Here is a 19,813-nt window from a genome sequence, read left to right as displayed (position 1 = left end):
TTGCGATCCGCCATGCCCGCCCCGCGCACGTCTGCCGTCGAACGCATCACCCTGGCCAACGGCCTGAGCGTGGTGCTGTGCCATGAGCCACGGCTCAAGCGCTGCGCCGCTTCGTTGCGGGTCGCAGCGGGCAGTCATGATGTACCGCAGGCATGGCCAGGGCTGGCGCACTTTCTGGAGCACCTGTTCTTTCTGGGCTCCGAGCACTTCGCCAAAGAGCAGAACCTGATGACCTTCGTGCAACGCCACGGCGGTCAGATCAACGCCAGTACCCGCGAACGCACCACCGACTTCTTTTTCGAATTGCCGCCCGCTGTTTTTGCCGACGGGCTGGAGCGTCTGTGCGACATGCTCGCTCATCCGCGCATGGCCGTTTCAGACCAGTTGCGTGAACGCGAAGTGCTGCACGCCGAGTTCATTGCCTGGCGCGGAGATGAACAGGCTCGTCAGCAGAATCGTCTGCTGTCATCGGTGAACCCCAGACATCCACTGCGCGGCTTTCATGCAGGCAACCGCTACAGCCTGTCGGTGCCCAATCCTGCGTTTCAGCAAGCGTTGAAAGCCTTCTACCAGCGCTTTTATCAGGCCGGGCAGATGACACTGTGCCTGAGCGGGCCGCAGTCGCTGGCCGAACTCGAAACAGTGGCAACGCGTTACGGCACATTGTTCGCCAGCGGCCAGCGCATCGAGCAACAGGCGCCACCTTCATTGGCTGAAAACGCTGCACCCGTGCTGGATACCGAGTCCCGGCATCTGCACCTGTTATTCGCCTGCGAAGGTTTGCCGGAAAGGGCTGACGAGGCCGTCGCGTTCCTTTGCCACTGGATGAGCGTTGCAAAACCGGGTGGACTGGTGGCGACATTGATCGAGCGGGGGCTGATCGATTCGCTGAAAACCACGCCGCTGTACCAGTTTGACGGACAGTTGCTGCTGGATGTGGCGTTCGAGAAAAGCGCCTCAAGCACGGTCACGCCCCTGGAAGCGGCGCGTCTTTTACTCGATTGGTTTTCGTTTTTCAGGCAAAACTGGCCCTCGCTCGCAGAAGAATATGGGCGTGTTCAGCAACTTCAGTTGCAGGCCTGCGGCGCTCTGGCGCTGGCGCATCACTATTGCCGCGATCTTCCGGCCCGACTCAGCGGGCAAGGTGCAGAGGCGTTGCGCACGCTACTGGATCGGCTCGGCCCGGACACGCTGATCAATCTCCCCGCTGTGGATAACTCGACGCCTGAGCACGTTGTCTGGCATCTGCCTGCACCCAATCCGTTTTTGCTGGCGTTGTCAGACGCTCAACCCATCGCCGACGAAGCGGTCCTGTATCTGCGCTGGAGATTGCAGCACCCGCAGCCCGCGCTCTGGCGAATGCTCAATGACAGCCTGAGAGACCTGATCGAAGATGCCCGACAGGCAGGCGTGACCCTGAACTTCAGTGCCTACGGCACGTATTGGCAACTCAGGCTTGGCGGGGCGCCGGCGCCATTCGCCGCGATTATCGAACATTGCTTGCAACGATTGGCGCATCCAGCCGCTGAAGCCTTGGTCCGCTACGGGCAACCGGCAAGCGAATCAGCGCTGATCCCCATTCGGCAGTTGCTCAAAGAGCTGCCTGATCATTTTTTAAACACGGCTTCAGGACCAGAGACCGACGACCTGCAACGTGTCTGGGCGGCGTCAAGCTGGACGAGTCTTGCAACAGGATTGCCGGAACACTGCAAAACTCGCGTGGATGCAGCGTTGGCCAGCGCGCCGGGCAGTCCACAAACTCAGTCGCAGACGTTCAGCGCCAGGCAGTCAGGCAAGCGCTGGCAAACAGAAGCATCGCCTTCCTCGGAAAGCGCAGTGGTGCTGTTCTGCCCGGCACCCAGCTTATCGGCGGAGGATGAGGCTGCGTGGCGCCTGCTCGCTCACCTGCTTCAAGCGCCCTTCTACCAAAGGCTGCGGGTCGAATTGCAACTGGGTTATGCAGTGTTCAGCGGCATCCGGCAGATCGACGGAACAACCGGACTGCTGTTCGGTGTCCAGTCACCGGTGTGCGATGCCGATCAGCTCGTCGCACACATCGAGGCGTTTCTGGGTGCGTTGCCTGAGCTGACAGCCCACGCCTCTCTGTCCGAACAACGCCAGGCATTGAGCGCGCAACTGGACCTGTCCACCCTGCCCTGTGATCAGGCTGCCGAAACGCGCTGGCAGGCACACCTCGCCGGGCACACCGCAGGTCACGCAGATCGCTTGCGAAATGCTCTGTCAAATCTGGATACACACTCGTTGAACGCGGCCGCACGCCGTTTGAGTGATGCCAGCGCAGGCTGGCTCATCCTCGCCAATCGCCCGCCAGCCCCAGCCTGCAAGGATCGTTACCTGAACGGTAATGGTCTTTCGTAGAGATTTGGCCCCTTCGGGATGGTTAAATTGAGTAAGATAGCTCCCTAAGCATCTGAACGTATGGCGTTACCCGTGCACTAAGATGTAGTCACCAACCGCAGCATTATCTGAAGGAGCTTTCCCATGTCGTGGACTAAACCTGCTTACACTGATTTGCGCATCGGTTTCGAAGTCACCATGTACTTCGCAAGCCGCTGATTCCAGTGCGCTGTAAAGCCTCGGTTCGCCGGGGCTTTTTTTATTGTCAGGCTGCTTTTGTTTTTTGTTTCGGGTCATGTGGTAGGGAGCTGACATGTACATCCAGATTCTAGGTTCCGCTGCCGGTGGTGGTTTTCCCCAGTGGAATTGCAACTGCGTCAACTGCGCAGGCTTTCGTGACGGCAGCCTGCGGGCGCAGGCGCGCACCCAGTCGTCCATCGCGCTGTCCGACGATGGCGTGAATTGGGTGCTGTGTAACGCGTCGCCGGATATTCGCGCTCAATTGCAGAGCTTCGCACCGATGCAACCGGGCCGTGCGCTGCGTGACACGGGCATCAGCGCCATCGTGTTGATGGACAGCCAGATCGACCACACCACGGGCCTGTTGAGCCTGCGCGAAGGCTGTCCGCACCAGGTATGGTGTACCGACATGGTTCATGAAGACCTCAGCACCGGTTTTCCACTGTTCGAAATGCTCAAGCACTGGAACGGCGGTCTGAACTGGAACCGCATCGAGTTGCAGGGCAGTTTTGTAATTCCGGTCTGCCCGAACCTGCGCTTCACGCCATTCCCGCTGCGCAGTGCCGCGCCGCCCTACTCGCCGCACCGTTTCGACCCGCACCCGGGCGACAATATCGGTCTGCTGGTGGAAGACACGCGCACCGGCGGCAAGCTGTTCTACGCGCCGGGCCTGGGCAAGGTCGATGAAGCGCTGGCCGAGAAGATGCGCGACGCCGACTGCCTGCTGGTCGACGGCACGATGTGGGACGACGACGAAATGCAGCGCCGTGGCGTGGGCACTCGCACCGGGCGGGAAATGGGCCATCTGGCTCAGAACGGTCCCGGCGGCATGCTCGAAGTGCTGGAAGGCTTTCCAACCCAGCGCAAGGTGCTTATCCACATCAACAACACCAACCCGATCCTCGACGAAGACTCTCACGAGCGCGCCGAGCTGGTCCGCCGCAACGTCGAAGTCGCCTTCGATGGCATGAGTATCGAGCTTTAGGAGCCGACATGAGCGAAGCCACTGCGCTGTCCCCCGCCGAATTCGAGCAGGCCCTGCGGGCCAAGGGCGCGTATTACCACATCTACCATCCCTATCATGTGGCGATGTACGAAGGCCGTGCGACCCGCGAGCAGATTCAGGGCTGGGTCGCCAACCGCTTCTACTATCAGGTGAACATTCCGCTCAAGGACGCCGCGATTCTGGCCAACTGCCCGGACCGCGAGATTCGCCGCGAGTGGATTCAGCGCCTGCTCGATCATGACGGCGCCCCCGGTGAGGACGGCGGCATTGAAGCCTGGCTGCGACTGGGTCAGGCCGTGGGGCTGGACCCGGATCAGCTGCGCTCGCAAGAGCTGGTGCTGCCGGGCGTGCGTTTTGCCGTCGATGCCTATGTGAACTTTGCCCGCCGCGCCAATTGGCAAGAAGCGGCCAGCAGTTCGCTGACCGAGCTGTTCGCGCCGCAGATTCACCAGTCGCGTCTGGACAGCTGGCCGCAGCACTACCCGTGGATCGACCCCGCCGGTTACGAGTATTTCCGCACGCGTCTGGGTCAGGCACGTCGTGATGTGGAACACGGTCTCGCCATCACGCTGCAGCACTACACTACGTATGAAGGCCAGCAGCGCATGCTGGAGATCCTGCAGTTCAAGCTCGATATTCTGTGGAGCATGCTTGATGCGATGTCCATGGCTTATGAATTGAACCGCCCGCCCTACCACAGCGTCACAGACCAGAGGGTCTGGCATAAGGGAATCGCGCTATGAACGTTCATCCCCACAACGATAATTCGAACCCGGAACGCCTGGCATTTCGCAACAAGGTCCCCAAGTGGCGCCAGGGCTATCGCTTCCAGTTCGAGCCGGCTCAGAACGGCAATGTGCTGCTGTACCCCGAAGGCATGATCAAGCTCAACGACAGTGCCGGCTGGATCGGCGGTCTGATCGATGGACAGCGAACGGTCGCCGCCATCATTCAGGAACTGGAGCACAAATTCCCCAACGTTCCTGAGCTGGGCATGGACGTCGATGACTTCATGAAGGTCGCCCAGGAAAAACACTGGATCACTCTTGACTGACATGACACTCGCAACCTCCAGCCCACTGATACCGCCCAGGCCGGAAACCGGCCTGCCGCTGTGGCTGCTGGCCGAACTGACCTATCGCTGCCCGCTGCAATGCCCGTATTGCTCGAACCCGCTCGATTTCGCGAAACAGGGTCAGGAGCTGACCACCGAGCAGTGGTTCAAGGTGATGCAGGAAGCCCGGCAGATGGGCGCCGCACAGATCGGCTTCTCCGGCGGCGAGCCGCTGGTGCGTCAGGACCTGGCCGAACTGATCGCCGAGGCGCGACGGCTGGGCTATTACACCAACCTGATCACCTCCGGGATCGGCCTGACCGAAGAGAAAATCATCGCGTTCAAGGAGGCCGGGCTGGACCATATCCAGATCAGCTTTCAGGCCAGCGATGAGCAGGTGAACAACATGCTTGCCGGCTCGAAGAAAGCCTTCGCGCAGAAGCTGGAAATGGCCCGCGCCGTGAAGAAGCACGGCTACCCGATGGTGCTGAACTTCGTCACCCATCGGCATAACATCGACAAAATCGACAAAATCATCGAACTCTGTCTGGCCCTCGAGGCGGATTTTGTCGAGCTGGCGACCTGTCAGTTCTACGGTTGGGCGCACCTGAACCGCATCGGCCTGTTGCCGACCAAGGATCAGTTGGTGCGCGCCGAGGCCGTCACCAATCAATACCGTGAACAGCTGGAAGCGGAAAATCATCCGTGCAAGCTGATTTTCGTCACTCCAGATTATTACGAGGAACGCCCCAAGGCCTGTATGAACGGCTGGGGCAGTATCTTCCTGACCGTGACACCCGACGGCACCGCCCTGCCGTGCCACGGCGCGCGCCAGATGCCGATCCAGTTTCCCAATGTGCGCGAGCACAGCATGCAGCACATCTGGTACGACTCGTTCGGCTTCAACCGCTTTCGCGGCTACGACTGGATGCCCGAGCCTTGCCGGTCCTGCGACGAGAAGGAAAAGGACTTCGGCGGCTGCCGCTGCCAGGCGTTCATGCTGACCGGCGACGCCGCCAATGCCGATCCGGTGTGCAGCAAGTCCCAGCACCACGGGATGATCACGCAGGCTCGCGACGAATCCGAGACTGCCACCCAAACCATCGAAGAGCTGGCCTTCCGCAATGAACGAAACTCACGACTCATCGCCAAATCTTCCTGAGCCGCTTTCCGCCGCCCAGGCCGTCGCTGCAGGCGTGGACTTCGCCGAACTGGATGTCAGTTCGGCAGGTCTGTTCTGGAATGAATTCCGCCCTGAAGACGGCGCTTGCCGCATCTGGCAATGGTACGCGGGCGATACGCGCTGCCTGACGCCCGATGGCTTCAGCGTGCGCAGCCGGGTGTATGAGTACGGCGGAGGATCGTTCTGCCTGGCCGATGACGCGGTGGTGTTCGTCAACGAGCGCGACCAGCAGCTGTATCGTCAGCCTCTGGATGGCAGCACACCGGTGGCGTTGACCCAAGGGGATAAACGCTACGGCGGCGTATTCCATACCAATGGCCAGATCCTTGCCGTTGAAGAAGACCATAAAACCCATCGACTGGTGAGCATCGATCTGGCTGATGGGCAGCGTGTGCTGCTGGCCGAAGGCCCAGACTTCTATGCCTCGCCAGTGGTCAGCGCCGATGGCGGGCGACTGGCCTGGGTCGAGTGGCAGCGTCCGCATCAGCCATGGACGGTCACGCGACTGATGTGCGCGGCCAGGCAGGATGACGGCAGTTGGGGCCAGCCGCTGTGCATCGCGGGCGATGACGCAGAAGAATCCTTGCAGCAGCCGCGCTTCGATGCGCAGGGCCGTTTGTATTGCCTGACCGACCGGGCCGGATTCTGGCAGCCCTGGAGCGAGACGGCGTCTGGATTCGCTCCCTTGAAAGCGGCGGCAGCGGACCATTCGCCAGCACCCTGGCAGTTGGGCGGGTGTACATGGCTCCCGCTCAGCGATGGTTTTCTCGCCAGTTGGTCGCAGGACGGCTCGGGCATTCTGGGCCTGAGCGACACCGAGGGTTCGATCACCGACTTCAGCGCCGGTTACAGCCGTTTTCGCAGCCTGGCACTGGACGAGGAATACATCTATTGCATCGCCGCGTCAGCCGTCAGCACATCGGCGGTGCTGGCGATTTCGCGTGCCGACAACAGCGTGCAGGTTGTGGCCGGAGGGACATCGCCGCTGCCACCCGAGCAAATCAGTAGCCCGGAGCCGTTGTGCTACCCGAGCGGCAATGCCGAGGCTTACGGATATTTCTATCCGGCCATGACCGGTGCAGAAAAGCCGCCACTGGTGGTGTTCATTCACGGCGGTCCGACCTCGGCGTGCTATCCGGTGCTGGACCCACGTATTCAATACTGGACCCATCGCGGGTTCGCCGTTGCCGACCTCAACTATCGGGGCAGCACGGGCTACGGTCGTGAGTATCGCCAGGCCCTGCACCTGACCTGGGGCGTGGCGGATGTCGAGGACGCCTGTGCCGTCGTTGCCCATCTGGCCGACAGAGGCTTGATCGACGCGAATCAGGCGTTCATCCGTGGCGGCAGCGCAGGTGGCTATACAACCCTGTGCGCATTGGCGTTTCAGAAGGTTTTCAGAGCGGGCGCCAGTCTGTATGGCGTCAGCGACCCGGTTGCACTGGCAAGGGCGACTCACAAGTTCGAAGGCGATTACCTGGATTGGCTGATCGGCGACCCGATCGAAGACATCGCACGCTACGAGGCAAGAACGCCGCTGCTGCACGCTGACCGCATCAGCGTACCGGTGATCTTTTTTCAGGGCGAACTGGATGCAGTCGTGGTCCCGGCGCAGACCCGCGACATGCTCAAGGCTCTGCAGGACAAGGGCATCAAGGCCGAAGGACACTTTTATCCGGACGAATACCATGGTTTCCGCAAGGCGGCCAACCTGGCAGATGCGCTGGAAAAGGAGTGGCGATTTTACCGGGATGTTCTGGATGGCGCCGTATGATCGTTCCCGCGCAGGGAACGATCAACCGCAGCACGTTACAGCGCTGACTGCTTACTTACGCGAAACGATGATGTAGATCGCGTGGATGATGCCGGGGATGTAGCCGAAAAGCGTCAGCAGAATATTCAGCCAGAAAGCGCCGCCCAGACCCACTTGCATGAACACGCCCACCGGGGGCAGCAGAATGGCGAAGATGATACGAATGATGTCCATGGAAAGCTCCTGAGTGATTGGCTCTGATTGGCCATACAGCTAATCGACCCTGGGCATCCATGAGGGTTCAACCCGCTCTGGCACGGCGCCAGTATTCTTTGGCCAAATCCTGGGGTGAACGTTGAAAACGCCCGTGCAAGGCGAGGGATACAAAACACGCGCACAAAGAAAACCCCGCCGAAGCGAGGTTTTCCAGACTGTTTCCCTGACATCCCTTTCGTCCCACCATCCTGGCAGGCTTCCCTACGTGTCCCTGTTATGTTTGATTGCGCATCCTGCGCTACGTCCATGGATTTAGAGTAACTTTGGATCCGAATTAAAGGAAGAGGCCAAATGGCAGCACGACGTGTAAGCAAATGCTTACACGCCGCTACTGTTTCAAAACTGATCAGCCTCCAGCAGGAACAATGACTCGCTACCCGCGCGCACCGAGGCATTCAACGAGTGGATGCGCGGCAGCAGGCGGGCGAAATAGAAACGTGCCGTGCCCACCTTGCTCGCATAGAAATCTTCCTGAGCCTCCTTGCCCACAGCGGCCTTGGCCATCATCGCCCACATGTAGGCATAAGCGGTGTAGCCAAACAGGTGCAGATATTCCACAGAAGCGGCACCGATCTCATTGGGATTGCTGCGCGAACGGTCCAGAACCCAGCCGGTCAGCTCATCCAGCATGTCCAGTGCCGACGCCAGCGGACGTGTGAACTCGCCGAGCGAGCTGTCCGAAGCGGCGATGAACTGACGCACTTCCTCCGAGAACAACTGGTAGAACGCGCCACCCGAACCCACGATCTTGCGGCCCACCAGATCCAGCGCCTGAATACCATTGGTGCCTTCGTAGATCTGGGTAATGCGCACATCGCGCACCAATTGCTCCTGGCCCCATTCGCGAATGTAGCCGTGGCCGCCGAAGATCTGCTGGCCATGCACAGTGGTTTCCAGGCCAACATCGGTCAGGAACGCCTTGGCAACCGGCGTCAGCAGGGCGACCAGGTCGTCAGCGCGTTTGCGATCCGCGTCGTCTTCGCTGAACTTGGCGATATCCAGTTGCAGGGCGACGTAGCTGGAAAACGCACGACCACCTTCATTGAACGCCTTCATGGTCAGCAGCATGCGCCGCACGTCAGGATGGACGATGATCGGATCAGCGGCTTTGTGTTTGTTCTGCGCACCGGTCGGCGCACGGCTTTGCAGGCGGTCGAGGGCGTATTCAACCGCGTTCTGGTACGAGCGCACGCCCGACGCGAGCCCCTGAATCCCGACACCCAGACGTTCGTAGTTCATCATGGTGAACATCGCCGCCAGCCCCTTGTTGGGCTCGCCGATCAGGTAACCGACCGCGTCATCGAAGTTCATCACGCACGTGGCCGAAGCCTGGATACCCATCTTGTGCTCGATGGAGCCACAACTCACGGTGTTGCGCTCACCGACACTGCCGTCGTCGCCGACCATGAACTTGGGCACCAGGAACAGCGAAATGCCTTTGGGACCTGCAGGTGCATCCGGCAGCTTGGCAAGAACCAGATGAATGATGTTCTCGGTCAGATCGTGCTCGCCACCAGTGATGAAAATCTTGCTGCCGGTGATCTTGTAGGAACCGTCGTTCTGCGGCTCGGCTCTGGTGCGAATGATGCCCAGATCGGTACCGGCATGAGCTTCGGTCAGGCACATGGAACCGCACCACACGCCTGAATACATGTTCGGCAGGAATTTGGCCTTCAGTTCTTCGGTGGCGTGAGTGTTGATCGAGACACAGGCACCGGACGTCAGCATCGGATACAGACCGAACGCCAGACTGGCGGAGTTGAGCATTTCCTCGACCTGAGCCGAGACCACCTTGGGCATGCCCATGCCGCCGAAATCAGGATTGCCGCCAACGCCGACCCAGCCGCCTTCGGCATAGGTGCGATAGGCTTCGGGGAACCCCGCAGGCGTGGTCACGACGGTGTCCTTCCAGTGACAGCCTTCCTCATCACCATTGCGGCTTAGTGGCGCGATGGTCTTGCTGGTGACTTTGCCTGCTTCTTCAAGAATGGCTTCGACGGTCTCGGCATCAACCGTTTCAGCCAGTGCTGGCAGTTGAGCCCAGAGTCTGGAAACCTCGAACACTTCATTGAGGACGAAGCGCATATCGCGCAGCGGCGCTTTGTAATCAGCCATGGCAAACCTCGTGAACACGGAGCGAGAGACCTGTAAATGCTGATTCGTTGCGGTCGGAAACACGGATCAGCCGTCGATAGGCACGAGTCTACCCGAACAACATTTCAGACACATAGGGTCGTGTCGTGACCATTAAGTCATAACAGGTCACTGGTCAGAAACGTTTTCTCAGGTAGCCGCTTCGGTGGTCCGCACGGCTCCACGCCGATTCTGCTGCTGGTGGGAAATCACGCAATTGCGCCCTGCGCCCTTGGCGGCGTAGAGCGCCTGGTCAGCGGCCTTGAGCACTTCTTCAGGCGAGCGATGCTCCGGCTGACGCTCCGCCACACCGATGCTGACCGTGACCGACACAGTGCCGGTATGTGCGCCGCTGCGACGTTGTCGGCCTTGCTGGTCGTCCTGCGGCCGGCTGTCCTTGTTGCGCAGCTGGATTTCGTAACTGGCGATGGATTCACGAATCGCCTCCAGATGCGGCAGGCACTCGTCGATGGTCTTTGCTGCAAACACGATGGCGAACTCTTCGCCGCCGTAGCGATACGCTTTGCCGCCTCCGTTGGTGATCTTCGACAGCTTGCTGGCCACCAGGCGCAGCACCTGATCGCCTACGTCGTGGCCGTGGGTGTCGTTGAATTTCTTGAAGTGATCGACATCGCTCATCGCCAGTACGTAATTGCGCCCCAGACGCTGCATGCGTTCGTTCAGCGCACGACGTCCGGGCAAGCCAGTCAGTTCGTCACGGAAGGCCATCTGATAGGCCTCATGGGCAACGGCGGCGGCGATCATCAGCATCACCTGGCTGCATAGAATATTCAGCGTGAACGGCAGAATGAAGGTCTTGGGCAACGCCCAGAACAAACCCAGCAGACCGACCAGTTGCGCCGCGTGCAACGGCCTGGGTTTTTCCAGGTATTGCCAGAGCAATACCGCGAACGAGATCAGGAACATTGCATACGACAACTGGATCAGGCTCATCCACGCGCCATGCAGCGCAGGCCAGCGAATGTCGGCAAGCCAGGTCTGCAACGCCATTGGGTAACTTTGCTCGAGCCCCAGCGCCACGCTGCCCACGGCCAACAGCACCGCCAGCCGTGCGACCAGATCCTGGAACAGATGCGTGCGCTCCTCCCACGCGGCGTAAAGCCCGTAGAGCACCGGCAGCAGCAGGCAGACCAGATGAAAGATCACCGCAGCGTCTTCGCGCACCTTGCCGAAGTCGCGGTAATAGTCGGTCTGGGTGTCGAGCAGGTAGTAGGCGATGTACACGGTGATCATCAGAAACAGCTCGCGCTGACGACGATAGACACCACAGTAGGCACCGCCCAACAGCAGCACCAGCGTCGGCAGCACGTTGAACAGCGAGGTGAAGAACACGTTCAGGTCTTTGACATACGCAGCCGCCAGCCCCGCCACCAACAACGCCAGTGACGGCAGAAAATGACTCAGTCGCGCAGCAGATGGACGTAACAAAAGAGGCTGTCTCCTCGCCTGAATCCGAGTAACCACCCGGATCGATAGCATTGTGCCTTCATCCTGAAAACAATGCATTCAGCAGGATTGAACAGTGACTGAGTCTGTAACGGCAGGAGACGGAAAAGGTTTATCGATTGATGGTAAATAGCCATACAACGCTGAAATACCTGTGTGCCCCAACCTGTCGGGACGCAACGCGTCACAGGTTGCATGCTCATACGGGGCGATGGGTAGATCAAATAAAAAAGCCGCCTGATCAGTGATCAGGCGGCCTGGGTGACCCGGACCGGACTCAGTAAGCCAGGCCGAAATCTTCCTCTTTCATTTCCATCAGGTTGCCAGCACCCGACAGCATGGTCGCGACGTGAGTGCGGGTGCGCGGCAGGATGCGCTGGAAGTAGAACCGTGCGGTCTGGATCTTGGCGCGATAGAACGCCTCGTCCGACGTACCGGCTGCCAGCTTCTCGGCCGCCAGACGCGCCATGTCCGCCCAGAAGTAGGCCAGGCAGGCATAACCCGAATACATCACGTAGTCCACCGAAGCGGCACCGACTTCCTCACGGTCCTTCATGGCGGCCATGCCCACTTTCATGGTCAGCTCGCCCCACTCCTTGTTCAGCGCAGCCAGCGGGGCCACGAATTCCTGAACGGACTCGTTGCCTTCGTTGGCCTGACAGAACTTGTGCACAATCTTGGTGAAGCCCTTGAGCGCTTCGCCCTGGGTCATCAGAACCTTGCGGCCCAGCAGATCGAGCGCCTGGATACCGGTGGTGCCTTCGTACAGCATGGAGATACGGCTGTCGCGAACGTTCTGCTCCATGCCCCACTCGGCGATGAAGCCGTGGCCGCCGTAGATCTGTACGCCGTGGTTGGCCGCTTCGAAGCCCACTTCAGTCATGAACGCCTTGGCGATCGGCGTCATGAAGGCCAGCAGCGCATCGGCTGCTTTCTTCTGATCGTCATCTTCGCTGTATTTGACGATGTCGACCTGCTTTGCCGTGAAGTACACCATGGCACGCGTGCCCTCGGCGAACGCCTTCATGGTCAGCAGCATGCGACGCACGTCCGGGTGAACGATGATCGGGTCAGCCGCTTTTTCCGGCGCCTTTGGACCGGTCAGCGAACGCATCTGCAGACGCTCACGGGCGTATTTCAAGCCGCCCTGAAACGCCAGTTCAGCGTGAGCCAGCCCCTGCAATGCAGTGCCCAGACGCGCCGTGTTCATGAAGGTGAACATGCAGTTCAGACCTTTGTTCGCCGGGCCGATCAGGTAACCGGTCGCGCCGTCGAAGTTCATCACGCAGGTCGCGTTGCCGTGGATGCCCATCTTGTGTTCGATGGAGCCGCAGCTCACTGCGTTACGCTCACCGACGCTGCCATCGGCAGCCGACAGGAACTTGGGCACGATGAACAGCGAAATGCCTTTGGTGCCAGCCGGTGCATCCGGCAGGCGGGCCAGCACGATATGGACGATGTTATCGGCCATGTCGTGTTCACCAGCGGAAATGAAAATCTTGGTGCCGGACACCTTGTAGGTGCCGTCAGCCTGAGGCTCGGCCTTGGTGCGCAGCATGCCCAGGTCGGTGCCGCAGTGTGGCTCGGTCAGGCACATGGTGCCGGTCCATTCGCCAGACACCAGTCGGGTCAGGTAAGCCTCTTGCTGCTCGGGCGTACCGTGTTCGGAAATGGTGTTCATCGCGCCATGCGACAGGCCTGGGTACATGCCCCACGACCAGTTTGCTTCACCGACCATTTCGCTGACAGCCAGACCCAGCGACTCGGGCAAGCCCTGACCGCCATGCTCGACGTCGTGAGCAAGGCTTGGCCAGCCGCCCTCGACGAATTGCTTATACGCTTCCTTGAACCCGGTCGGCGTCTTCACGCCGGTTTCGCTCCAGGTACAGCCTTCGATATCACCTACCCGGTTCAGCGGAGCCAGCACCTGCTCACAGAACTTGGCGCCCTCCTCAAGAATGGCGTCAACCATGTCTGGGGTAGCGTCCTGGCAGGCTGGCAGACTCTGATAGTGCGCTTCGTAGCCGAGCAGTTCGTCACGAACGAAACGAATATCACGCAAGGGGGCCTTGTAATCAGGCATAGCGATAAACCTCTGCTGATGAATCCTGGAACGAATGACCGGGCGGTGACTGGAAGCCCGCTTCCAGAACCAGACAATCTCGTATGCCTTACGGTCAAACAGGTGTTTGAAACATACGTTTACGCCTAAACCTTGTCAATAGCCGCGCACGCACCATTCGTCCACGATGCGCTGCAGACCACGCAGGCAGGGGAAGCGGCGTTATGTAAACGATTGTTTGGAGTCTAGTTGAGAGGTAAAGAGTTGCGGCGGCGATACAGGATGGTGATACAGGGAGATTCAGAACATGACGCCGTGCACGGAAGGCACGGCGCGAGGGTTACAGGCAAGGCTCAGGCGTAGGTGTCGATCAACGTGCCAAGCGCTTCATCACTGGCTTTCTGCGCAGCGAGCCCGGCTTCGATCTGCGATTTGCCAGCGGCCATTTCCACGATATTGGCAGGCAGATCGGAACGCTGGCTGCGATCAACCGAACGCAGGTTCTCGAGCTGGAAGTCAGAAGACTGGCTTCGGCCCGATACCTCGATATTGCTGCTGGCGATCTGCGTGGCTGCCTGATCGACACGGCCCTGCCCGACCTGCATGGCACTAAGACCTGGGTAGAGGGTGTTGTTCATGGTGATTTGCATAAGCCGATCCTCGGTTCAAATAGCGAACAAGTGCCATTGAACCAGTAACTGCAGGGAAATGCTCGACAAATAGACTAATGGCATTAGGCCTGTTAATAGGCTCGGCCTTGAATGATCAAAAGCTTCAAGCCCGTCAATGAGATAGCCACGCTATCCGTCGAGCAGCTCAAGATGCAGACATTGCGCCACATTTTCGGCGTTGGGGTTCTTGAGCCGTGGCACACGCCCAAGACAGGGCGCTGGCAGACGCTCGGCAAGCGTGGCAAGGTTTTCTTCAAGGCGCGACGTCTTGCCATCGATGATGTTGGCGACCCAGCCCGCGAGGTGCAGCCCATCCCTGGCAATCGCCTCGGCCGTCAGCAGCGCATGGTTGATGCAGCCGAGCCGTACGCCGACCACCAGAATCACCGGCAGCCCCAGGGCGATTGCCAGGTCAGACAGATTGCTCTGATCCGCCAGCGGCACCCGCCAGCCTCCCGCGCCCTCGATCAGCGTGAAGTCCGCCTGCCTGTTCAGGATGTGCAGCATCGGTTGCAGCAGGGAACGAACGGTCAGCGCCACACCCGCCTCACGTGCAGCCAGATGAGGCGCAATCGCAGGCTCGAACGCCACGGGATTGACTTCGTCATAGCCCAGTTCGATCGAACACTGCGCCTGTAACGCCAGCGCGTCGGAGTTGCGCAGCCCTTGGGGCGTGACGGCACAGCCCGATGCAACCGGCTTGCCTGCCGCCGTGCTCAGACCATTCAGTCGTGCGGCATGCAGCAGACCGGCTGCGACAGTGGTCTTGCCGGCATCCGTGTCAGTTCCGGTGATGAAATACGCAACGCTCATCTCAGCGGCCTTCCCTTTATGAAGTGAACCCGGTCAGGTTTTTTCAAGTACCGCATAGACCACCTGGTAGGTGGCGGGCAGCCCTGCGTCCTGGCGAAAACGCTCGTATGCCTGCACCAAACCCAGAATCCGTTCGCGCCCCGTCAAGCCGCTGGGTCTGCCGGGGTTGAGGTTATGCGCGCCCAGCGCTTTAAGCTCATGAGTCAGGCTGCGCACGTCCGGGTAATGCAGCACATGCGGACGCACGCCAAGAATGCTGACGTTCAAACCGCTGGCCGCACACAACTGTCGATAATCGTCCTCACGCCGAAAGCGGTTCACATGCACCCGACCATCAACGGATTGCCAGCTTTCGCGCAACTCATGCAACGTCCCTGTGCACAGGCTGGCAAAGGCAAACACGCCGCCAGGCTTCAGCACCCGAAAGGCTTCGCTCAGCACAGACCTGAAATCGGCACACCATTGCACCGCCAGGCTGGAAAAAATCAGCTCGCAGGATTCATCGGCCAATGGCATGCGCTCGGCATCGCCTGCCACGAAGTGGCGGGCCCCACCCAAAGGCTGGGCATGACGCAGCATGCCTTCGGCGATATCCAGCGCAATGCCTTCACTGTGCTGGAACCTCTGCGCCAGTACACGGCTGAAATAGCCGGTACCGCTACCCAGATCGAGCCAGCGTGCCGGGCTGCACTCGGCTGGCAGCCGGGACATCAGCTCATGCCCGACGGCGCGCTGCAATTCGGCAACGCTGTCGTAACTGCCCGCCGCGCGGGAAAAGGAGGCCGCCACCTGACGCTTGTCAGGCAGCCCAGCCGACAGCACGGCCTGTGAAAGGTCAGTCATGGTCCGACTCGTGTTCCGATTCATGTAGAAAAGCCTGGATCGCAGCCGCCACGCCATGTGGGTTTTCCAGAAGGAAGGCGTGGCTGGCCTGTTCGATCACGCCGACTTCAACGTCAGGCAACAGGTCCAGCAGATCGCCCGCTGCTTCGGCTGGCACGAATGCATCAAGCCCGGCAAACAGATGCAGTTGGGGCCCGCGATAGGTCTGCAACGCACTGCGCGTGTCGAGTTGCTGCAGGATCTTCAGCCCGTCGATCAGTGCAGCGGGCATGGTGTGCGGCGCACCGGCCTTGAGCAGTCGGGCCAGTCCACGTGGGTCTTCTGCGCCTTGAGTACACAGCAGACTGAAACGCTTGAGGGTCGCATCCGGATCAGCAGCACAGCCCGCCAGAAATGCCTCGAAATCCTGCTCAGGCATCGCATGCGGCCAGGCACCCTGCGTGACGAAACAGGCATTGCTGGCCAGCGTGAACAGGCCGCAGCAACGTTCGCCACGCCGCGCCGCCAGTTCAGCCGCGAGCATGCCGCCCAGTGACCAGCCGCCCAGCCACGCGTCATCCGACAGGTTGGCGTCCAGCTCATCGAGCCAGTCGTTCAGATCACAACTGTCGATGTCTGGAAGCGGCTCGACCTCGACGCGCAAGTGCTCGTCCAGCCCACGCAATGCAGCCGCCAGCGGTTCAAGTGGCGAAACACCCAGGCCCCAGCCCGGCAGCAGGATCAGACGATCACGCATGATCGGGCTCCATGGATTCAACCGCGCCCAGCAGCGGGTAACACTGCTCCAGTGCATTTAACAATAGCTGCACTTGCGCCTCGGTGTGCGCCGCCGAGAGTGTCACGCGCAGACGCGCGCTGCCGACGGGTACCGTGGGCGGGCGAATGGCAGTCACCATCACGCCGCGCTCGCGCAGCAGTTGCGACAGGCGCAAGGCGCGTCCGGCATCGCCAATCAGAATCGGCTGGATCGGTGTGAAGCTGTCCATCAGTTGCAGCCCAAGCTGCTCTGCCCCCTGACGGAATTGGCGGATCAGGTGGGAGAGATGGTTGCGGCGCCACTGTTCGGTGCGCAGCAACTCAAGGCTTTTCAGCGTTGCACAGGCCAGCGCAGGCGGCTGGCTGGTGGTGTAGATGTAGGGCCGGGCGAACTGGATAAGGGTTTCGATCAGCTCTTCACTTCCCGCTACAAATGCACCGGATGTGCCGAAGGATTTGCCGAGAGTACCGATCAGCACCGGCACATCCTCCATGCTCAGGCCGAAATGCTCGACGAGCCCGGCACCGTTGGCTCCCAGCGGGCCGAAACCATGTGCGTCGTCAACCATCAGCCATGCGCCTTTGGCCTTGGCGGCACGCGACAGCGCAGGCAGGTCGGCCACATCGCCGTCCATGCTGAACACGCCGTCGGTCACCACCAGCGTGTCGCCCACGGCCTTTTCCAGCCGGGACTCGAGGCTTGTTACGTCGTTGTGCAGATAACGGGAAAACCGCGCACCGCTGAGCAGACCGGCATCCAGCAAAGAGGCGTGGTTCAGACGGTCTTCCAGCACGGTATCGCCCTGACCCACCAACGCTGTGACGGTGCCGAGGTTGGCCATGTAGCCGTTGGAGAACAAGAGCGCGCGCGGTCGGCCGGTCATTTCGGCCAGGGCTTCTTCCAACTCATGGTGCGGGGTGCTGTGGCCGATCACCAGATGCGATGCCCCGCCGCCTACACCCCAGCGCTCGGCGCCAGCCTGCCACGCGGCGATCACGTCAGGATGGTTGGCCAGCCCCATGTAGTCGTTGTTGCAGAAAGCCAGCAACGGCTTGCCATCGACCACCACCAGCGGACCTTGCGGGGTTTGCAGCAGTGGGCGCTGGCGGTAGAGATGTTCGTGACGGCGAGCCTCTAGTCGGGTACGCAGATCGAAAGACATGCAGGCTCCGTTTCAGAGTGTCAGGCGGACGCTGCGTCGTAGAACAGCGCGCTGCTTTGCTGCTCGACCAGTGCCTGCTCGATGGCTGCCTGATGCACCTCGTCAGGATGCTCTTCGCCCGCTTCCGGCTTGATGCCCAGACGGGAGAACAGCAGCATGTCCCTGTCGGCCTGCGGGTTGGCGGTGGTCAGCAGTTTGTCGCCGTAGAAAATCGAGTTCGCCCCCGCAAGGAACGCCAGCGCCTGCATCTGCTCGTTCATCGCTTCGCGTCCAGCGGACAGGCGCACGTGGGATTTGGGCATCAGAATCCGCGCCACCGCCAGCATGCGGATGAAGTCGAACGGGTCGACGTCTTCGGCGTTTTCCAGCGGCGTACCGGCGACTTTTACCAGCATGTTGATCGGCACGGATTCCGGGTGCTCCGGCAGGTTGGCCAGCTGGATCAACAGACCGGCGCGGTCATCGAGCGACTCGCCCATGCCCAGAATGCCACCCGAGCAGATCTTCATCCCGGCATCGCGCACGTAGGCCAGGGTTTGCAGGCGCTCGCCGTAGGTGCGGGTGGTGATGATGCTGCCGTAGAACTCAGGCGAGGTGTCCAGGTTGTGGTTGTAGTAATCCAGCCCGGCGGACGCCAGCGCGGCGGTCTGCTCCTGATCCAGACGACCCAGCGTCATGCAGGTTTCTAGGCCCATGGCCTTCACGCCTTTGACCATCTCCAGCACGTACGGCATGTCTTTGGCCGACGGATGCTTCCAGGCCGCTCCCATGCAGAACCGGGTCGAACCGATGGCTTTGGCACGGGCGGCCTCCTCCAGCACTTTCTGGACTTCGAGCAGCTTTTCCTTTTCCAGACCGGTGTTGTAGTGGCCGGACTGCGGGCAGTACTTGCAGTCCTCGGGGCAGGCACCGGTCTTGATCGACAGCAGGGTCGAAACCTGGACGCGATTGGCATCGAAATGAGCGCGGTGCACGCTCTGCGCCTGAAACAGCAGGTCATTGAATGGCTGTACGAACAGCGCCTTGACCTCGGCTAAAGTCCAGTCGTGACGCAGAGTGGCGGTGATGCTGGCGCTCATCGGGCGGCTCCTTGAGGGTTCTGGTGGCTGAGCGCAGGGACGAAAAGACCACAAGCGCTACACGGATGTTCGGCATATTTAAGGAAGAGCGATGCGCTGTCAACCAAACCACAAGCACGAGGTTTACATCTGGTTAAAAAACAAACAGACCTGTTTGTTATGCGATGAACGCAGCGATGCCCCGCTGCCCATCTGCATGCCGTGCGAAACCGAGCTGCCCTGGCTGGGCGACCAATGCGAATGCTGCGCCCTGCCCTTGCCGATGTTCGGCACGAGCTGCGCCCAGTGCATCCGAAAGCCGCCAGCCTTTACCCAGGTTGTCGCGCCCTGGCTGTATGACTTTCCGGTCGACAGCCTGATCACCCGCTTCAAGCACAACGGCAAATGGCCCATGGGGCGGTTGATGGCTGAACTGCTCGCGCAGTTTCTGCAGCACCGTTTTGAAGAAGGCCTGGCACGTCCTGATTTTCTCGTGCCTGTACCGCTGGCCAACAAGCGCCTTCGCCAGCGCGGTTACAACCAGGCCGCAATGCTCGCCACCTGGCTGAGTCAAGAGGTTCAGCTACCGATGGATGAACGCCATGTGCTGCGCACCCGGGAGACGCCCAACCAGCAGGGCCTGGATGCCAAGGCACGCACGCGCAACCTGCACGGGGCGTTCACACTGGTTGATGGCGACTGGCTGCGCGGCAAGCACATCGCGCTGGTTGATGATGTACTGACCACTGGCTCCACGGCCGACGTGATTGCTCGTTTATTGACCGGCGCAGGTGCCAGTCGTGTAGACGTCTACTGCTTGGCCAGAACGCCCAAACCGGTAGATTGATCAACTCATGATCGGGCTGCGTGCAGCCTGTGACACTGGGCATCACCTCCGAAGCGAACACAGCGTGTGGGAACCATCAGAAGCCGGGTTATGTTTTACACTCGCGTCAACTGCCAGAGCGTTCAAACCA

General features: G+C 60.4%; 17 protein-coding genes and 1 pseudogene. 8 read left to right on the top strand and 10 right to left on the bottom strand.

The features are described from left to right. Positions 1-12: 12 nt before the first annotated feature. The 7 genes and pseudogenes from pqqF (at position 13) to KDX39_RS22335 (ending at position 7,615) form a co-directional block, all read left to right on the top strand. Positions 13-2,366 (top strand): annotated as a pseudogene (gene pqqF / locus KDX39_RS22365) (pyrroloquinoline quinone biosynthesis protein PqqF). Between the two features lie 136 nt (positions 2,367-2,502). Next, a complete protein-coding gene (pqqA, locus tag KDX39_RS22360; protein ID WP_003422658.1) occupies positions 2,503-2,577 on the top strand; it encodes a pyrroloquinoline quinone precursor peptide PqqA in 75 nt (24 codons plus the stop codon). 94 nt (positions 2,578-2,671) lie between these two features. Beyond that, positions 2,672-3,583, top strand: coding sequence for a pyrroloquinoline quinone biosynthesis protein PqqB (gene pqqB / locus KDX39_RS22355; RefSeq protein WP_231661838.1), 912 nt, complete (start codon positions 2,672-2,674; stop codon positions 3,581-3,583). A gap of 8 nt (positions 3,584-3,591) precedes the next feature. Next, the gene (gene pqqC, locus KDX39_RS22350; protein ID WP_004880097.1) at positions 3,592-4,347 is read left to right on the top strand and encodes a pyrroloquinoline-quinone synthase PqqC; all 756 of its coding nucleotides are present in this window, start codon (positions 3,592-3,594) and stop codon (positions 4,345-4,347) included. Further along, positions 4,344-4,658 (top strand): pyrroloquinoline quinone biosynthesis peptide chaperone PqqD, encoded by a 315-nt coding sequence (gene pqqD / locus KDX39_RS22345; RefSeq protein WP_099228638.1) that lies wholly within the window; start codon positions 4,344-4,346, stop codon positions 4,656-4,658. The genes pqqC and pqqD overlap by 4 nt, the downstream gene beginning before the upstream one ends. Position 4,659: 1 nt before the next feature. After that, positions 4,660-5,820 (top strand): pyrroloquinoline quinone biosynthesis protein PqqE, encoded by a 1,161-nt coding sequence (gene pqqE / locus KDX39_RS22340; RefSeq protein ID WP_370454403.1) that lies wholly within the window; start codon positions 4,660-4,662, stop codon positions 5,818-5,820. Further along, positions 5,783-7,615, top strand: a complete 1,833-nt coding sequence (locus KDX39_RS22335; protein ID WP_231661837.1) for a S9 family peptidase — start codon at positions 5,783-5,785, stop codon at positions 7,613-7,615. The genes pqqE and KDX39_RS22335 overlap by 38 nt, the downstream gene beginning before the upstream one ends. A 51-nt stretch (positions 7,616-7,666) precedes the next feature. Here the strand turns inward: KDX39_RS22335 and KDX39_RS22330 are convergent, their stop codons facing one another. The 10 genes from KDX39_RS22330 to bioB all read right to left on the bottom strand — a co-directional run bounded on the left by KDX39_RS22330 (position 7,667) and on the right by bioB (position 18,857). Then, entirely contained in the window at positions 7,667-7,828 is a 162-nt protein-coding gene (locus tag KDX39_RS22330) for a YqaE/Pmp3 family membrane protein (protein ID WP_004880105.1), read from the bottom strand. A gap of 378 nt (positions 7,829-8,206) precedes the next feature. Next, entirely contained in the window at positions 8,207-9,985 is a 1,779-nt protein-coding gene (locus tag KDX39_RS22325) for an acyl-CoA dehydrogenase C-terminal domain-containing protein (protein WP_231661836.1), read from the bottom strand. Between the two features lie 168 nt (positions 9,986-10,153). Continuing rightward, positions 10,154-11,452: a GGDEF domain-containing protein gene (locus KDX39_RS22320; protein ID WP_231661835.1), complete on the bottom strand. Its 1,299-nt coding sequence runs from the start codon at positions 11,450-11,452 to the stop codon at positions 10,154-10,156. Between the two features lie 295 nt (positions 11,453-11,747). After that, the gene (locus KDX39_RS22315) at positions 11,748-13,553 is read right to left on the bottom strand and encodes a phenylacyl-CoA dehydrogenase (RefSeq protein WP_184322234.1); all 1,806 of its coding nucleotides are present in this window, start codon (positions 13,551-13,553) and stop codon (positions 11,748-11,750) included. A 332-nt stretch (positions 13,554-13,885) separates the two neighbouring features. After that, positions 13,886-14,182, bottom strand: coding sequence for a pyrroloquinoline quinone biosynthesis protein PqqE (locus KDX39_RS22310; protein ID WP_099228643.1), 297 nt, complete (start codon positions 14,180-14,182; stop codon positions 13,886-13,888). 150 nt (positions 14,183-14,332) lie between these two features. Next, a complete protein-coding gene (bioD, locus tag KDX39_RS22305) occupies positions 14,333-15,016 on the bottom strand; it encodes a dethiobiotin synthase (RefSeq protein ID WP_231661834.1) in 684 nt (227 codons plus the stop codon). A 33-nt stretch (positions 15,017-15,049) separates the two neighbouring features. Next, positions 15,050-15,859 (bottom strand): malonyl-ACP O-methyltransferase BioC, encoded by an 810-nt coding sequence (gene bioC / locus KDX39_RS22300; protein WP_231661833.1) that lies wholly within the window; start codon positions 15,857-15,859, stop codon positions 15,050-15,052. Next, on the bottom strand, positions 15,852-16,595 hold the full coding sequence (locus KDX39_RS22295) for an alpha/beta fold hydrolase (RefSeq protein ID WP_231661832.1): 744 nt from the start codon (positions 16,593-16,595) through the stop codon (positions 15,852-15,854). Before KDX39_RS22295 ends, bioC begins: the two co-directional genes overlap by 8 nt. Continuing rightward, positions 16,588-17,778, bottom strand: coding sequence for an 8-amino-7-oxononanoate synthase (gene bioF, locus KDX39_RS22290; RefSeq protein WP_231661831.1), 1,191 nt, complete (start codon positions 17,776-17,778; stop codon positions 16,588-16,590). Before bioF ends, KDX39_RS22295 begins: the two co-directional genes overlap by 8 nt. A gap of 20 nt (positions 17,779-17,798) precedes the next feature. Beyond that, on the bottom strand, positions 17,799-18,857 hold the full coding sequence (bioB, locus tag KDX39_RS22285; protein WP_099228648.1) for a biotin synthase BioB: 1,059 nt from the start codon (positions 18,855-18,857) through the stop codon (positions 17,799-17,801). Positions 18,858-18,948: 91 nt separating this feature from the next. Here bioB and KDX39_RS22280 point away from each other — a divergent pair, with 91 nt between their 5' ends. Further along, entirely contained in the window at positions 18,949-19,683 is a 735-nt protein-coding gene (locus tag KDX39_RS22280; RefSeq protein ID WP_231661830.1) for a ComF family protein, read from the top strand. Positions 19,684-19,813: the final 130 nt, after the last annotated feature.

This window comes from Pseudomonas sp. CDFA 610, assembly GCF_021147865.1.
Lineage (GTDB): Bacteria > Pseudomonadota > Gammaproteobacteria > Pseudomonadales > Pseudomonadaceae > Aquipseudomonas > Aquipseudomonas alliivorans.
The sequence above is the reverse complement of the archived record's forward strand: the minus strand, read 5'-3'. Positions and strand labels throughout refer to the sequence as shown.

What these genes read in the sequence shown, in the direction of transcription:
- pqqB (WP_231661838.1), top strand. Translation starts at nt 2,672, where the DNA reads ATGTACATCCAGATTCTAGGTTCCGCTGCCGGTGGTGGTTTTCCCCAG.
- pqqC (WP_004880097.1), top strand. Translation starts at nt 3,592, where the DNA reads ATGAGCGAAGCCACTGCGCTGTCCCCCGCCGAATTCGAGCAGGCCCTG.
- pqqD (WP_099228638.1), top strand. Translation starts at nt 4,344, where the DNA reads ATGAACGTTCATCCCCACAACGATAATTCGAACCCGGAACGCCTGGCA.
- pqqE (WP_370454403.1), top strand. Translation starts at nt 4,660, where the DNA reads ATGACACTCGCAACCTCCAGCCCACTGATACCGCCCAGGCCGGAAACC.
- KDX39_RS22335 (WP_231661837.1), top strand. Translation starts at nt 5,783, where the DNA reads ATGAACGAAACTCACGACTCATCGCCAAATCTTCCTGAGCCGCTTTCC.
- KDX39_RS22330 (WP_004880105.1), bottom strand. Translation starts at nt 7,828, where the DNA reads ATGGACATCATTCGTATCATCTTCGCCATTCTGCTGCCCCCGGTGGGC.
- KDX39_RS22325 (WP_231661836.1), bottom strand. Translation starts at nt 9,985, where the DNA reads ATGGCTGATTACAAAGCGCCGCTGCGCGATATGCGCTTCGTCCTCAAT.
- KDX39_RS22315 (WP_184322234.1), bottom strand. Translation starts at nt 13,553, where the DNA reads ATGCCTGATTACAAGGCCCCCTTGCGTGATATTCGTTTCGTTCGTGAC.
- KDX39_RS22310 (WP_099228643.1), bottom strand. Translation starts at nt 14,182, where the DNA reads ATGCAAATCACCATGAACAACACCCTCTACCCAGGTCTTAGTGCCATG.
- bioD (WP_231661834.1), bottom strand. Translation starts at nt 15,016, where the DNA reads ATGAGCGTTGCGTATTTCATCACCGGAACTGACACGGATGCCGGCAAG.
- bioC (WP_231661833.1), bottom strand. Translation starts at nt 15,859, where the DNA reads ATGACTGACCTTTCACAGGCCGTGCTGTCGGCTGGGCTGCCTGACAAG.
- KDX39_RS22295 (WP_231661832.1), bottom strand. Translation starts at nt 16,595, where the DNA reads ATGCGTGATCGTCTGATCCTGCTGCCGGGCTGGGGCCTGGGTGTTTCG.
- bioF (WP_231661831.1), bottom strand. Translation starts at nt 17,778, where the DNA reads ATGTCTTTCGATCTGCGTACCCGACTAGAGGCTCGCCGTCACGAACAT.
- bioB (WP_099228648.1), bottom strand. Translation starts at nt 18,857, where the DNA reads ATGAGCGCCAGCATCACCGCCACTCTGCGTCACGACTGGACTTTAGCC.
- KDX39_RS22280 (WP_231661830.1), top strand. Translation starts at nt 18,949, where the DNA reads ATGCGCTGTCAACCAAACCACAAGCACGAGGTTTACATCTGGTTAAAA.